The organism is Streptomyces sp. V4I2 (genome assembly GCF_030817655.1).
In the GTDB taxonomy this organism is placed as follows: domain Bacteria; phylum Actinomycetota; class Actinomycetes; order Streptomycetales; family Streptomycetaceae; genus Streptomyces; species Streptomyces plumbiresistens.
The window spans coordinates 8,034,853-8,049,517 of the sequence record NZ_JAUSZM010000003.1; the positions used below are offsets into that span (position 1 = coordinate 8,034,853).

Genomic DNA, 14,665 nt, shown 5'->3' on the forward strand with positions numbered 1-14,665 from the left:
AGAGCAGATCAACAGAGCAGATCAACAGATGCGGCGCCCCTGCGCGTCCGGCACACCCGACTTCCGGAAGAAGTAGCTGTTGATCTGATCGCGCCACTCGCGGGCACTGCGGAGCTGCTCCTCGTAACGCTCCACCCCCCGCGCGTGGCGCGCCGGATCGATCACGCCCGCCAGCGAAACCCACACCTCCCGGGCCTCCTCCACCTCCTCGACGCCCTCGAAGTGCGTGTCGTAGATGTGCTGGATCACCGTCTTCCCGCTGTGCAGTACGTGGTCGTACGACACGTGGTGGAAGAACAGCAGCAGTTCGTCGGGGCAGGTGTCGGGCGACTCGTACACCTCGCACCAGGGCTTGGCGTACTGCGCCGCGAACCCCGTGCCCGTCGCCGCGCTCCGGTCGACGCCGACGCCGTTCCGGTCGGCGAAGTGGTAGGTCCCCCAGGGGCTGTACTCGTAGCCGTCGACGCTCGGCCCGTAGTGGTGCCCAGGCTGGACCATGAAGCCCACGCCGAGCGGCGCGGTGTACTTCTCGTACGTGCGCCAGGAGCCTGCCAGCACCGCGCGCAGTCCCGCCGCAGGACCCGTCCCGAAGGTGAGCCGGATCCACTCGTCGAGAACGCCGTCCGGATCAGCGTCCGGCCGCCAGGCCAGCCGCCCGAAGGTGTAGAGGTTCGCCTGGGCGAGCGGATGCCCGGTCCAGAAGGGGTCGTCGCCCGCGTTGGACACCGCCACCAGCCCACCCCGCGCCAGCGAGCCGACCTCCGTCTCGCCGTCCACCCGGGACCGCAGCACCTCACTCCACATGGGCCCCAGCCAGCACACATGCCGCTGCTGCCCGGTGTACTCCTGCGTGGCCTGCACCTCCACCGCGAGCCGGGTCCGCGGCATCGCGCCGATCAGCGGGGACACCGGCTCCCGTACCTGGAAGTCCATCGGCCCGTGCTTGACCTGGAGCACGGCGTTCGACGCGAACTCCCCGTCCAGCGGAGTGAAGTGGTCGTACGCGGCCCGCGCCCGGTCCGTCGTCCGGTCCCGCCAGTCCTGGCGGTGGTCGTAGACGAAGGCCCGCCAGTGCACGGTGCCGCCGTACGGTTCGAGCGCGGCGGCGAGCAGGTTCGCCCCGTCGGCGTGGCTGCGGCCGTACGCGAACGGGCCGGGCTGGCCCTCGGAGTCGGCCTTCACCACGTACCCGCCGAAGTCCTCGATCTCCTCGTACACCCGCGCCGTCGCCCCGGCCCACCACGCCCGTACCGAGGCGTCCAGCGGATCGGCCGTCGGCAGCCCGCCGAGCACCATCGGCGCGGCGAAGCTCACCGACAGATGCGTCCTGATGCCGTACGGCCTCAACGCACCCGCGATCTCGGCGACTTCACCGATCCGGTCCGTGAGCAGGTGTGCCTCGGTGTCGTGCACGTTGACGTTGTTCACCGCCACGGCGTTGATTCCACAGGCCGCCAGCAGCCGGCCGTACGCCCGCACCCGCTCCAGGTCGCCGCGCGCCCGCCCGTCCTGCCAGAACAGCGACCCGCCGGCGTACCCGCGCTCCACCTGCCCCATGACCGGGTGCACCGACACGTTGTCCCAGTGGTCCAGCATCCGCAGCGCCAGTGCCGGACGGTGTTCCTCCTGTGGGCACTCACCCGTGAAGGCGTCCTCGCCGAGCCGTACGACATGGAACAACCCGTACAGGAGCCCGGCCTGTCCCGACGCGGTGACGGTCGTACGGCCGCCCTCGCGCACGTACGTGAACGCCTCGGTGCCGTCGGTGCCCGTCAGCTCCAGCACCAGGTCGTACGAAGGAGCGCCCGGCCCGGCGTCGCGTACGACACGACCACCGAACCGGGCGCAGGCCTCCGCCACTTCCGCGTGCGCCGAGTCCACCAGCAGCCCGGATCCTCGGATCAGCGTCCGCCGGGTCCCGACCGCCCGGAAGGCGTCCGGTGGCAGCCAGGCCGGGTCGACACCCTCGGGCGGTACGGGCACGGGAAGCGGCATGAGGACCCCCAACTCGGCTGCTCAGGCGAGCAGTTCGACCTCGGACACCACCGCCTCGCCGTCGACGACCAGACGGTACTTCTCGTAGTTACCCGGGGCTTTCACCGAGAACGCACGTGTCTGTCTGTCCCACGTGAAGGACTCCCCGGAGCGTTCGTCGAGGGTCTTCCACCTGGTTCCGTCGGCCGAGCCCTGGAGCATCCACCCGGTCGGTGCCTTCGTGCGGTCCGACGACGACGTCAGCGTGTACTGCACCGCCCTCGCATCCCCGGCGATCGGCAACTCGACCGTGGACACCGGGGCTTCGGTCGCCGACGTGTCGTCGAACAGGGCACCCTCGCCCTTCAGCACGTCCGCACGCGGGGCCGGCACCTTGTCGTCCTTGGTGATCGACACGGGGGTCGCGTTCTTGCCCGTACCCCACGAAGAGGGCCGCGGACCCATGTCGAAGTCCAGAACGCCACCGCGGGCGAGCAGCGTGTGGGGCAGGGAAGTCGACGACCAGGAACGGCCGTTGACCCTCAGCCCCTGCACGTACACATTCCGCGCGCTGTTCTTCGGCGCCCGCACCACCAGATCCTCGCCGTTCTCCAGATGAACGGTCGCCTTCGTGAACAACGGTGACCCGACGGCGTATTCACCGCTGCCCATGACCAACGGGTAGAAGCCGAGCGCCGAGAACAGGAACCAGGCGGACTGCTCGCCGTTGTCCTCGTCGCCGTGATAGCCCTGTCCGATCTCGCTGCCGGTGTACAGCCGTGACAGCACCTCGCGCACGTTCCGCTGGGCCTTCCAGGGCTGTCCGGCCGCGTCGTACATGTAGTTGACGTGGTGGGCGACCTGGTTGGAGTGCCCGTACATGCCCATCCGGACGTCACGGGCCTCGGTCATCTCGTGGATGACGCCCCTGTACGAGCCGACGAACTCGGGCGAGGCGGTCTCCGGTGTCGCGAAGTACGTGTCGAGCTTCTCCGCGAGCCCGGAGCGTCCGCCGTACAGGTTGGCGAGTCCGCGCGAGTCCTGGGGTGCGGTGAAGGCGTACCCCCAGCCGTTCGTCTCGGTGTAGTCGTAGCCCCACACCCGCGGGTCGTACGCGGACGACTCGACCCGCCAGTCGCCCTTCGGGTCCCGGCCCTGGAAGAAGCCGGCCTTGGAGTCGAACAGGTTCACGTAGTCCTGGGCCCGGTCGAGGAAGTACTCCGACTCCTCCTGGTACCGCTTCTCGCCGGTCTTCCGGTACAGCGCCTGGCCCATCCGCGCGATGCCGTAGTCGTTGAGGTAGCCCTCCAGCGCCCACGACAGGCCCTCGTGGGTGTCGGTGCTGGTGTAGCCGAGGAAGGGCGAGGTCGCCATGCCCTTGCGGCCCACGCCGGGCGACGGGGGCACGACCGTGGCGTTCTTCAGGGCCGCGTCGTACGCCGCCTTCGCGTCGAAGTCGACGCCCTTGACGTACGCGTCCGCGAAGGCCACGTCCGAGGAGGTGCCGGTCATCAGGTCCGCGTACCCGGGCGAGGACCAGCGCGAGGTCCAGCCGCCGTCCTTGTACTGCTGCACGAACCCGTCGACCATCTCGCCCGTCTGATCGGGCGTCAGCAGTGAGTATGCGGGCCAGGTCGTCCGGTAGGTGTCCCAGAAACCGTTGTTGACGTACACCTTGCCGTCCACGATCTTCGCGCCGGTGTGCGTCGGCGTGTCGGGGCCCGGCATCGGCGAGAAGGGAGAGGCGTACTGGTACTTCGAACCGACCTTCTCGAAGCCCGAGTTGGGGTACAGGTACAGCCGGTACAGGCTGGAGTACAGCGTGGTCAGCTGGTCCGGCGTCGCGCCCTCGACCTCGACCTTGCCGAGGATCCGGTCCCACTTTTTCTGGGCGCGCGACTTGACCGCGTCGAAGGAGGTGCCGTCCGGGATCTCCTGGCGCAGGTTGTCCTTCGCCTGATCCAGGCTGATCAGCGAGGTGGCCAGACGGAGCGTGACCGTGCGGTCGTCGCCGGCGTCGAAGCGCAGATGGCCCTTGACCCCGTTGGAGGTGCCTTCGGTCACCGGCTTGTCGAACACGCCGTACACGAACAGCCGGGTGGCGCCCGTCGACAGTCCCGACTTCACGTCCGAGTACCCGGTGACGACCCCCGCGGCCTTGTCCAGGGTCAGCCCCGCCTGGTCGGTCACGTTGTCGAAGAGCACGCTCGCGTCGTCGCCGGGGTAGGTGAAGCGGAGCGCCGCCGCGTGGTCCGTCGGCGCCATCTCCGCCTTCAGGCCGTTCTCGAAGCGCACGCCGTAGTAGTACGGCCGCGCGGTCTCGTTCTCGTGCCGGAAGGCCAGCTCGCGGGCCTCACGGCCGGTGTCCGGGGTGCCGGGCGCGGCGGACGGCATCACCTGGAAGGTCTGCCGGTCGCCCATCCAGGGGCTGGGCTCATGGCTCGCGCTGAACGCCTGGACGGTCGGCAGGTTGTCCGCGTTGTTCGCTCGCGCGTAGTCGTACAGCCAGCTCAGCGAGGAGGCGTTGGTCACCGGCGTCCAGAAGTTGAAGCCGTGCGGGACGGCCGTCGCCGGGAAGTTGTTGCCGCGCGAGAAACCTCCGCTGGAGTTGGTGCCGCGGGTGGTGAGCGCGTAGTCGGACAGATGGGCCTTCGGCTTCTCCGGGGTGACCGGCTCGATCCTCACGTCGTCGAGCCAGCCCCGGAACCTCGCCGGGCCCGCGGGGGAGTCGTACGCCACCAGGATCCGGTCGACCCTCTTCCCAGCCGCGACCGACCCGATCCGCGAGACCACGTTGTTCCAGTGGTTGACGTAGAGCACCTTGGCGGCCCCCTGCGCCCGCGGCGACAGCCCGAACCCGTGCTGGTCGGTGGCTCCCAGCCCGCTCAGCTGGGTGCCGTCGGTGAAGACCAGGTCCACGGAGACGTTCGTGGCGTCGTAGTCCCGGTCGCCGTCCGCCATCGACGGGAAGACCCGGTACGACAGCGCCGTGTCCCGGCGAACCGCCACGTCCACGTCGAAGACCTTGTTGTACGAGTACGCCCGTCCGTCGGCCGTGTGCCTGCCGGCGTACCGCAGTGCCCGCTTGCCGGTGAAGCCCGCGCCCGCCTTCGCGGTCGGCGAGCCGCTCGGGCCGCGGTCGACCAGCGAGAGCATGTCCTGCGGGACCGGACCGTCGCTGCCGCCGGTGGAGAACTGGACGTCGGCGAGCTGTAACACTCCGGAGGCGCCGTTGTTCTTCGTGACGTCGAGCCGGAAGTGCCGGTACTCGGCGACCGGCTCCGCGAGGTCGTACGTCTTCGTCAGGAACCGCTCTTCGAACGACTCGCCGGAGCGGGTGTCGAGGGACTTCCACTCCGTGCCGTCCGCGGAGCCCTGGAGCGTCCAGTCCTTCGGGTCGCGCTCGGCGAAGTCGTTCGCGGAAGTGAGTGCGTACGTCACCACCTTCACCGGCTTGTCCAGGTCGAACTCGGCCCAGCCGGTCGGCTCGAAGGCCAGCCATTTGGTGCCCGGCTCGCCGTCCACGAGGTTCTCCTTCACCTCGCCGCCGCCGGTGTTCTCGGCGCTCGCCCGGACGTCCGTGACGTGGTCGGTGACGTTGCCGGGGATGCCGGTGCTGTAGCCGCCGTCGACGCCTGAGGCCCGTTTGCCGCCGTCGGGGGCGGTGTCGACGGTGTTGAGCCAGTCGGGTGCCGGGTCGCCCGTCTCGAAGGACGAGGCGAAGGACCGGTCGGCCGCGGCGGGTGCCTCAGGCAGGGCGACCGCCGCGCCCTGCGAGCCCACCGTCATGATCAGGGCGGCCACCGACACCCGGACCGCCGCACCACGTCTGTGCCGAACCCTGTGCTGCTGCATACGCGAGCACTCTCCCCTGCGCGTGTGTGGACAACGTTGTCAACTGCTCTGCGCAAGGATCAGTTGTGGCTCAAGTGAACTGTGATGTCAAGGGTGTTGACTGTGGCATTCGGGCTCTATGTCAGGGATTTTTCCGGCAAGGTGCACACAGGTCGCTCATATTTCCGGGAGGTCTCAACTCGGGAAAGACCCGCAGCCAACCTTGCATTCGATCTTGCTCCAGCGACCTGAAGTGGACTATACCTGTCGACGATTCACACGATCCGCACGTCACGATCCGCACGTCACGATCCGCACGTCACGATCCGCACGTCACGATCCGCACGTCATGATCCGCACGAACCTGCTTGACCTGACCGCGGTGCCCGGGAGGATCCGGTACACCGCCTGAGTCCTGGAGAAGGCGAGGACTTGAGCATGGGATCCACTTCCGCCGAGAACAACGGCACCGGTGGCGTCGGCCGCCGCGATCTGATCAAGCGGTCCGCCGCGCTGGGCCTGATCTCCGTCCCCACGATGAGCTTCCTGTCGGCGTGCGCCAGCAGTGGCGGCGACGACAACGGGGACAAGGCCGAGAGCGGAGAGAAGACCGCGAAGAACCCGCTGGGTGTGAACGACACCGCGGGGATGGAATTCGTCCTGTTCGACGGCGGCTTCGGCAAGGAGTACGCCGAGGACGCCGTGAAGATCTACGAGAAGAACTTCCCCAAGGCCAAGGTGAAGTTCTCCGCCACCCAGAAGATCCAGTCCACCCTCCAGCCCCGGTTCAACCAGGGCACCCCGCCGGACCTCATCGACAACTCCGGCGCCGAGCAGATGGACATGGGCGTCCTGGCCGGCAAGAACCAGCTCACCGACCTCACCGCGCTCCTCGACGCCCCGTCCTACGACGACCCGAACAAGAAGGTCCGCGACACGCTGCGCCCTGGCATCGTGGAGATGGGCCAGTTGGAGGGCGACCCGGTCTGGATCATGTACTACGCCTACACGGTGTACGGCGTCTGGTACTCGCAGAAGGCCCTGGACTCGCTCGACGCCACGTATCCCGAGACCTGGGACGAGATGCTCGCGGTCTGCGAGAAGGCCAAGAAGAAGGGCATGGCGGGCTGGACGTACGCGGGCAAGTACCCGTACTACCTGCCCTTCTCGCTGTACCCGATGATCGGCAAGGTCGGGGGCGTCGAAGTCCTCGACGCCATCGACAACCTGGAGCCGAACGCCTGGAAGCACCCCGCGGTCAAGGCGTGCTTCGAGGCCTACTACGAGCTCTACAAGAAGGGCTACATCCTCAAGGGCACCCCTGGTCTGGACCACATCCAGTCGCAGACCGCGTGGGCCAAGGGCAAGGCGCTGTTCATCCCGAACGGCTCCTGGGTGGAGAACGAGTCGGCGAACGTCATCCCGGCCGACTTCAACCTCGCCGTCTCCGCGCCCACCGGCATCGACTCCTCCGACAAGATGCCCTTCGGCACCATCTGGGCCTCCGGCGGTGAACCCTTCATCGTCCCGGCCAAGGCGAAGAACGGCGCCGGCGGTATGGAGCAGCTGCGCATCATGCTCAGCGAGGCGTCCTCGAAGAACTTCACCAGCAAGGTCAAGTCGCTGACCGCGTACAACGGCGGCACCGAGGGCATCACCCTCACCCCGGGCCTCAAGTCCGGTGTCGCGGCGCTGGAGAAGGCCGGCGACAACGTGGTGAACCCGCGTATGCAGGACTGGTACGTGCAGTTGCAGAAGGAGAAGATCGGGGTGTCCGGACTCGGCGAGATGATGGCCGGCCGTCTTACTCCGGCCGAGGCGATGAAGAAGATCCAGGCCTACGCCGACGAGACCGCCAAGGACACGTCGATCAAGCACTACAAGCACCAGTAAACGGACCGGAGAAGCGATGCAGCACGGCAAGTACCGGTTCATCGTGGGGTTTTTGGCGCTGCCCCTCGGACTGTACGCGCTATTCGTGATCTGGCCGTTCATCCAGTCCATTTACTACTCGTTCACGGACTGGACCGGCCTGAGCCCCGAATTCAAGATGGTCGGCCTGGACAATTACCGGAGGATGCTGGACGACGAGATCTTCTGGAAGTCCTTGCAGCACAGCTTGATGTTCGCGCTCGTGCTGCCGCTGGTGACGATCAGTCTGGCGTTGTTCTTCGCCTTCATGATCAATGTCGGTGGCCGGAGAAGGAAGGGCGGACCGGTCATTTCCGGCGTCCGGGGCTCTTCCTTCTACAAGATCGTCTACTTCTTCCCGCAGGTGCTCTCGATCGCGATCGTCGCCCTGCTGTTCGCCTTCGCGTACAACCCGGACAGCGGCGCCATCAACTCGCTGCTGCGCGGGATCGGGCTCGACAGCGTCCAGCCCCTGTGGCTGGGCGACCCGAGCCTGGCCCTGTGGTGCGTGATGGCCGTGCTGGTGTGGTCCACGGTCGGCTTCTTCGTGGTCCTGTTCTCCGCCGGGATGGCCTCCATCCCGGCGGACCTGTACGAGGCCGCCCTGCTCGACGGGGCGGGCCGCGCCACCACGTTCTTCCGGATCACCCTGCCGCTGCTGTGGGACACCGTGCAGTCCGGCTGGGTCTACATGGGCATCCTCGCCCTGGGCGCCGAGTCGTTCGCGGTCGTACAGATCATGACGACCGGTCCCGGCGGTCCCGACTACTCGACCACCGTCATGGTCCTGTACGTGTACCAGAAGGCGTTCCGCGACGGGCAGGCCGCCTATGCCACCACCATCGGCGTCGCCCTTCTCGTCGTCACGCTGGCCTTCGCCGCCCTCGTGATGCGGCTGGGCCGGCGCGAGCGGCTGGAGTACTGATCAGATGAAGACCGAGACCCCCGCCCCCGTTCCGGCCGAGCCCGGTGTCCCCGTCGCCAAGGTCGACTCCGCGGCCGGCCCGCCCCGAAAGGAGAAGAAGGAGGGCACCACCCTCAACGTCTTCTCGCACGGGATCCTGGTCATCTGGGCGATCCTGGTCGTGATGCCGTTGCTGTGGGCGGTGATGACGTCCTTCAAGGACGACAGCTCCATCTTCGGCTCGCCCTGGTCGCTGCCGGACACACTGCACTTCGACAACTGGTCGCGGGCCTGGACCGAGGCCAACATGAGCGACTACTTCCTCAACACCATTCTGGTGGTGGGGGGTTCGCTCATCGGCACGCTGGTGCTCGGATCGATGGCGGCCTATGTCCTGGCCCGCTTCGACTTCCCGGGCAACCGGTTCATCTACTACTTGTTCATCGGCGGCATGAGTTTCCCGGTCATGCTCGCACTGGTCCCGCTGTTCTACGTCGTGAACAACATGGGCCTGCTGAACACGATCCACGGCCTGATCCTGGTCTACATCGCCTACTCGCTCCCGTTCACGGTGTTCTTCCTGACCGCGTTCTTCCGCACGTTGCCGAGTTCGGTGGCGGAGGCGGCCTTCGTGGACGGGGCCTCGCACTCCCGGACGTTCTTCCAGATCATGCTGCCCATGGCCAAGCCCGGCCTGATCAGCGTGGGGATCTTCAACTTCCTCGGGCAGTGGAACCAGTACATGCTGCCCACGGTGCTGAACACCGATCCGGACAAGCGCGTCCTCACCCAGGGCCTGGTGCAGCTGGCGGTCAGCCAGGGGTACAAGGGCGACTGGTCGGGACTGTTCGCGGGCCTGGTGATGGCGATGCTGCCGGTGCTCGCGGCGTACATCATCTTCCAGCGTCAGGTGGTGCAGGGACTGACCGCGGGGGCGCTGAAGTAAGGGCGCCCTCACCCGTACGGCCACCGCTTCCGGATCTTCCGGAAGCGGTGGCCGTGTTTGTGTACATGAACGCGGATGCGGTTCAACCTCTTGACGGGAGGCAACCCGAACGGCTCAGCTTAGAGTTCACTAGTTGGACATAGACGGGGCCTCATTGAAGCGGTCCCGCGCGCAGGAGGTCGTCGTGGAGACTCCGGGGTCGCAGTCGTCGCTGCACCGAGCCAACCTGGAGCGGGTCGTACGGGCCGTGCGGCTGGCCGGGTCGCTCACGCAGGCGGAGATCGCGCGGGCGACGGGCCTGTCCGCGGCGACCGTCTCCAACATCGTGCGCGAACTCAAGGAGGGCGGAACCGTCGAGGTCACGCCCACCTCGGCGGGCGGCCGCCGGGCCCGCAGCGTCTCGCTGAGCGGGGACGCCGGGATCGTCATCGGCGTCGACTTCGGGCACACGCATTTGCGCGTCGCGGTCGGAAACCTCGCCCACCAGGTGCTGGCCGAGGAGGCCGAGCCGCTCGATGTGGACGCCTCCTCGACGCAGGGCTTCGACCGGGCGGAACAGCTGGTCAGTCGCCTGATCGCAGTAACGGGCGTCGACCGGTCGAAGATCGCCGGTGTGGGCCTCGGCGTACCCGGCCCGATCGACCTGGAGTCCGGCACCCTCGGCTCCTCCGCCATCCTGCCGGGCTGGATCGGCACCAAGCCCGCCGAGGAGCTCAAAGGCCGGTTGGGCGTGCCCGTGCACGTGGACAACGACGCCAATCTCGGCGCTCTCGGCGAGCTGGTGTGGGGCAGCGGGCGGGGGGTGCGCGACCTGGCGTACATCAAGGTCGCCAGCGGTGTCGGTGCCGGCCTGGTGATCAACGGGACGATCTACCGCGGGCCCGGTGGCACTGCGGGAGAAATCGGGCATATTACACTTGACGAGTCCGGCCCCGTCTGCCGTTGCGGAAACCGGGGCTGCCTGGAGACCTTCGCGGCCGCGCGCTATGTGCTGCCGCTGCTCCAGTCCAGCCACGGGACCGACCTGACGATGGAAGGTGTCGTACGACTGGCACGGGACGGAGATCCGGGCTGTCGTCGGGTGATCGCCGACGTCGGCCGACACATCGGCAGTGGAGTCGCCAATCTCTGCAATCTGTTGAACCCGAGCCGGGTGGTCCTGGGTGGTGATCTCGCCGAGGCCGGTGAGCTGGTGCTCGGTCCGATCAGGGAGTCTGTCGGCCGCTATGCGATCCCCAGTGCGGCACGCCAACTGTCGGTGCTTCCAGGGGCTCTTGGAGGTCGTGCGGAGGTGCTCGGAGCACTCGCTCTCGCGCTGAGCGAGATGGGTGATTCGACCCTTTTGGATGGCACACTGCACGCGGCCACTCCTGCCTTCACTTAGAGAACGCAGGACGCCGTTGCCATCTCGTTAAGTATTTACTTCTTGACGTCGCACGTGTGGCCGAGTTGACTTCCAGCCACCTCGGTCGCAATGTCGCGGCCTCGTCAGGGAGGTTTCTGAAGTGAATACGCGTATGCGTCGCGCCGCCGTTGCTGTTGTGGTCTCGGCCCTCGCCGTCTCGGCCGCCGCTTGTGGCAAGGCCGGGGACGACGACTCGGACGGCGGCAGCAGCTCGGACAGCAAGTCGATCGGCCTGCTTCTTCCCGACAACGTCACCGCTCGGTACGAGAAGTTCGACAAGCCGTACTTCGAGGACAAGGTCAAGGCGCTCTGCTCCGACTGTACGGTCGAGTACGCCAACGCCGCCGCCGACTCGGCCAAGCAGGCGCAGCAGGTCAGCAGCATGATCACCAAGGGCGTCAAGGTCATCGTGGTCAGCGCCCAGGACTCCGCCGCGATCAAGTCCTCGATCCAGAAGGCTGTCGACAAGGGCGTCAAGGTCATCGCGTACGACCGTCTGGCCCAGGGCCCGGTCTCCGCGTACGTCTCCTTCGACAACGTCAAGGTCGGCGAGCTCCAGGGCCAGGCCCTGATCGACGCTCTCGGCTCCAAGGCGACCCCGAAGTCCAAGGTCGTCATGATCAACGGTGACGACGCCGACCCGAACGCCGCGCAGTTCAAGGAAGGCGCCCACAAGGCCCTCGACGGCAAGGTGGACATCGCCTACGAGCAGTCCGGTCTGTGGAAGGACACGGTCGCCGCGCAGAAGATGTCGGCCGCGATCACCCAGCTCGGCGCGAAGAACATCGCGGGCGTCTACGCCGCCAATGACGGCATGGCCGGTGGTATCGCGACCGTCCTCAAGGGCGCCGGCATCAGCGGCATCCCGCTGACCGGTCAGGACGCGGAGCTCGCCGGTATCCAGCGCATCGTCGCCGGCACCCAGTCCAGCACCGTCTACAAGGCCTTCAAGCCGGAGGCCGAGGCGGCCGCCCAGCTCGCGGTCAACCTGCTCGACGGCAAGAGCATCGACGACCTGGCCACCGAGACGCTGACCAGCGGCTCCGGCGACAAGGTGCCCTCGCAGCTGCTGACCCCGGTCTCGGTCACCGTCGACAACATCCAGGACACGGTGATCAAGGACAAGCTGTACACCGTCGCCGACATCTGCACCGCGACCTACGCCGCCAAGTGCAAGGCAGCCGGTCTGCAGTAGCAGCCGCGCAGCGGCATGCAGAGCCTGTCCGGCGCCCGCCCCACCTTCACACCCCGCTGCGGGGCGGGCGCCGGACGGAAGCATGACGCGAGCGGCCAGGGACGGTCGGGCACCTCCCCGCGCCGTCCCGGCGCCGCTCAGCCGTTGCCAAGAGGCACCGGCCGCGCGCATGTTCATCTTGTTGACCAGTGCCTCGAGCACAACCCTCCGCGCCTTTCGACAAGCGCGGCATCCCCGCCGGTCAGGCGGCGAAGGAGATGGTTCACGTGTCCGCTACGCCCGTGTTGGCGTTGCGCGGAGTCTCCAAGCGATTCGGTGCGGTGCAGGCCCTCACCGACGTCGAACTGGAGGTCCACGCCGGAGAAGTGGTCGCCCTGGTGGGCGACAACGGCGCAGGAAAGTCCACGCTGGTCAAGACGATCGCCGGCGTGCACCCCATCGATGAGGGCATCATCGAGTGGGACGGCAAGCCGGTCAGCATCAACAAGCCGCACGACGCCCAGGGACTCGGCGTCGCGACCGTCTACCAGGACCTCGCGCTGTGCGACAACCTCGATGTCGTCGGCAACCTCTACCTCGGCCGTGAGCTGCTGCACCGCGGTGTCATCGACGAGGTCACGATGGAGAAGAACGCCCGCGAGCTGCTGAGCACCCTCTCCATCCGCATCCCGAGCGTGCGCATCCCGATCGCCAGCCTCTCCGGCGGTCAGCGCCAAGTCGTCGCGATCGCCCGCGCGCTGATCGGCGACCCGAAGATCGTCATCCTCGACGAGCCCACCGCCGCCCTGGGCGTCGAGCAGACCGCGCAGGTCCTCGACCTGGTCGAGCGGCTGCGCGAGCGTGACCTCGGCGTCATCCTCATCAGCCACAACATGGCCGACGTGAAGGCGGTCGCGGACACCGTCGCCGTCCTGCGCCTGGGCAAGAACAACGGGTCCTTCCCGGTGAAGGACACCACCCACGAAGAGATCATCGCCGCGATCACCGGGGCCACGGAGAACGCCGTGACCCGTCGTGCCGGGCGTCGCACCACGGAGGCGGCAAAGTGAGCGACACGTCCAAGACCGTGAAGCAGGATCCCGAGCCGGCCTCCCAGGCCACCGTCGCTCCGGCCGACGACCCCACGGCCGCCCCGGTCACCGTCCTCGACCCGCGGCTGCTGATCCGCGAAGAGGGTCTCAAGGGCTACCTGACCGAGTTCAAGCGGAAGATGAAGGGCGGCGAGCTCGGCTCCCTGCCCGTCGTCGTGGGCCTGATCGTCATCTGGACGATCTTCCAGCTGCAGAACGACCGGTTCCTCAGCGCCGACAACCTGTCCAACATCAGCTACTACCTCTCGGCCACCGGCATGCTCGCCATCGGCCTGGTGTTCGTGCTGCTGCTGGGCGAGATCGACCTGTCCGTCGGCTCCGTCAGCGGCCTGGCGTCCACCCTGTTCGCCGTCTTCGTGGTCGACCACGGGGTGAACTCGTGGCTGGCCCTGGTGCTGACCGTGGTCACCGGTGTCGGGATCGGCGCCCTGCACGGCTGGTTCTTCGCAAGGATCGGTGTTCCGGCCTTCGTGGTGACCCTGGCGGGCTTCCTGGGCTGGAACGGTCTGATGCTGTGGCTGCTCGGTGAGAGCGGCACCATCAACATCCCGGACGAGGGTCCGGTGCACCTGTTCGGCCAGAGCTCGTTCTTCATGGACCAGGCCGTCATCGGCGGCTACCTGCTGGCCGGCCTCGGTGTCGCCTCCATGCTCTACGGCTCGCTCATGGACCAGCGCCGCCGTCGTGCCGCCGGAGTGCCCTTCCGGCCCACCAGTGAGATCGCGCTGCGGGTCGGGGCCCTCGCGGTGGCCGCGTTCGTGGCCGCGTACGTGCTGAACTCGTCGGCCGGTGTGTCCAACGCGCTGGTGATCTTCCTCGCGTCGCTGGTGATCGTGGACTTCGTGCTGCGGCGTACGCCGTACGGCCGCAAGGTCTTCGCGGTCGGCGGTGGCATCGAGGCCGCCCGCCGTGCCGGTATCAACGTGTCCATGATCCGTATCACCGTGTTCGCCATCGCCGGTGGCTTCGCGGCGGTCGGCGGCATGTTCTTCGCCGGGCAGACGCAGAGCGCCACGCTGAACGCCGGTGGCGGCAACACGCTGATGCTGGCGATCGCCGCGGCGGTCATCGGTGGCACCAGCCTCTTCGGCGGGCGGGGCACCGTGTGGTCCGCGCTGCTGGGCATGCTGGTCATCCAGTCGATCCAGACCGGTCTGGACCTGCTGAACATGAACACGTCGATCCAGTACATGATCACGGGTGCGGTTCTGCTGGGTGCGGTTGTTATCGACTCCGTCTCGCGCAGGAGTCAGAAGGCCGCGGGGCGCGCGTAGCGCGGTCGCGCCGCGGGGGTGCGGCTCGGATTGCGGGTGCCGGCCCGTCGTGGCTGGTCGCGCCCACGCGGCGGAGCCGCAACATGTCACAGCCCCGCGCCCCTTCAGGGCGCCTCAGTTGCCCGGCACTG

Annotated in this window: 9 protein-coding genes; 7 read left to right on the plus strand and 2 right to left on the minus strand. The window is 67.6% G+C overall.

What is annotated here, in order from left to right; translation table 11 throughout:
• Positions 1-21: 21 nt before the first annotated feature.
• The gene (locus tag QFZ76_RS37775) at positions 22-1,995 is read right to left on the minus strand and encodes an alpha-glucuronidase (RefSeq protein ID WP_307677878.1); all 1,974 of its coding nucleotides are present in this window, start codon (positions 1,993-1,995) and stop codon (positions 22-24) included.
• Positions 1,996-2,016: 21 nt separating this feature from the next.
• Positions 2,017-5,763, minus strand: a complete 3,747-nt coding sequence (locus QFZ76_RS37780; protein WP_307680241.1) for a GH92 family glycosyl hydrolase — start codon at positions 5,761-5,763, stop codon at positions 2,017-2,019.
• 483 nt (positions 5,764-6,246) lie between these two features.
• Between QFZ76_RS37780 and ngcE the strand changes: the two genes are divergently transcribed.
• The 7 genes from ngcE (at position 6,247) to QFZ76_RS37815 (ending at position 14,534) form a co-directional block, all read left to right on the plus strand.
• Positions 6,247-7,701, plus strand: coding sequence for an N-acetylglucosamine/diacetylchitobiose ABC transporter substrate-binding protein (gene ngcE / locus QFZ76_RS37785; RefSeq protein WP_307677879.1), 1,455 nt, complete (start codon positions 6,247-6,249; stop codon positions 7,699-7,701).
• Between the two features lie 16 nt (positions 7,702-7,717).
• Complete coding sequence (locus tag QFZ76_RS37790; protein ID WP_307677880.1) at positions 7,718-8,644, plus strand: carbohydrate ABC transporter permease; 927 nt, start codon at positions 7,718-7,720, stop codon at positions 8,642-8,644.
• Between the two features lie 4 nt (positions 8,645-8,648).
• Positions 8,649-9,569, plus strand: coding sequence for a carbohydrate ABC transporter permease (locus QFZ76_RS37795; protein WP_307677881.1), 921 nt, complete (start codon positions 8,649-8,651; stop codon positions 9,567-9,569).
• 184 nt (positions 9,570-9,753) lie between these two features.
• Positions 9,754-10,953, plus strand: coding sequence for an ROK family transcriptional regulator (locus tag QFZ76_RS37800; RefSeq protein WP_307677882.1), 1,200 nt, complete (start codon positions 9,754-9,756; stop codon positions 10,951-10,953).
• Between the two features lie 133 nt (positions 10,954-11,086).
• A complete protein-coding gene (locus QFZ76_RS37805; RefSeq protein ID WP_307680242.1) occupies positions 11,087-12,169 on the plus strand; it encodes a sugar ABC transporter substrate-binding protein in 1,083 nt (360 codons plus the stop codon).
• A gap of 257 nt (positions 12,170-12,426) precedes the next feature.
• Positions 12,427-13,218, plus strand: a complete 792-nt coding sequence (locus tag QFZ76_RS37810; RefSeq protein WP_266432564.1) for an ATP-binding cassette domain-containing protein — start codon at positions 12,427-12,429, stop codon at positions 13,216-13,218.
• Positions 13,215-14,534 carry a sugar ABC transporter permease gene (locus QFZ76_RS37815; protein ID WP_307677883.1) on the plus strand — a complete coding sequence of 440 codons (1,320 nt, stop codon included), beginning with the start codon at positions 13,215-13,217 and terminating at the stop codon, positions 14,532-14,534. The genes QFZ76_RS37810 and QFZ76_RS37815 overlap by 4 nt, the downstream gene beginning before the upstream one ends.
• The last annotated feature ends 131 nt before the right edge of the window (positions 14,535-14,665 follow it).

What these genes read in the sequence shown, in the direction of transcription:
- QFZ76_RS37775 (WP_307677878.1), bottom strand. Translation starts at nt 1,995, where the DNA reads ATGCCGCTTCCCGTGCCCGTACCGCCCGAGGGTGTCGACCCGGCCTGG.
- QFZ76_RS37780 (WP_307680241.1), bottom strand. Translation starts at nt 5,763, where the DNA reads ATGACGGTGGGCTCGCAGGGCGCGGCGGTCGCCCTGCCTGAGGCACCC.
- ngcE (WP_307677879.1), top strand. Translation starts at nt 6,247, where the DNA reads ATGGGATCCACTTCCGCCGAGAACAACGGCACCGGTGGCGTCGGCCGC.
- QFZ76_RS37790 (WP_307677880.1), top strand. Translation starts at nt 7,718, where the DNA reads ATGCAGCACGGCAAGTACCGGTTCATCGTGGGGTTTTTGGCGCTGCCC.
- QFZ76_RS37795 (WP_307677881.1), top strand. Translation starts at nt 8,649, where the DNA reads ATGAAGACCGAGACCCCCGCCCCCGTTCCGGCCGAGCCCGGTGTCCCC.
- QFZ76_RS37805 (WP_307680242.1), top strand. Translation starts at nt 11,087, where the DNA reads ATGCGTCGCGCCGCCGTTGCTGTTGTGGTCTCGGCCCTCGCCGTCTCG.
- QFZ76_RS37810 (WP_266432564.1), top strand. Translation starts at nt 12,427, where the DNA reads ATGGTTCACGTGTCCGCTACGCCCGTGTTGGCGTTGCGCGGAGTCTCC.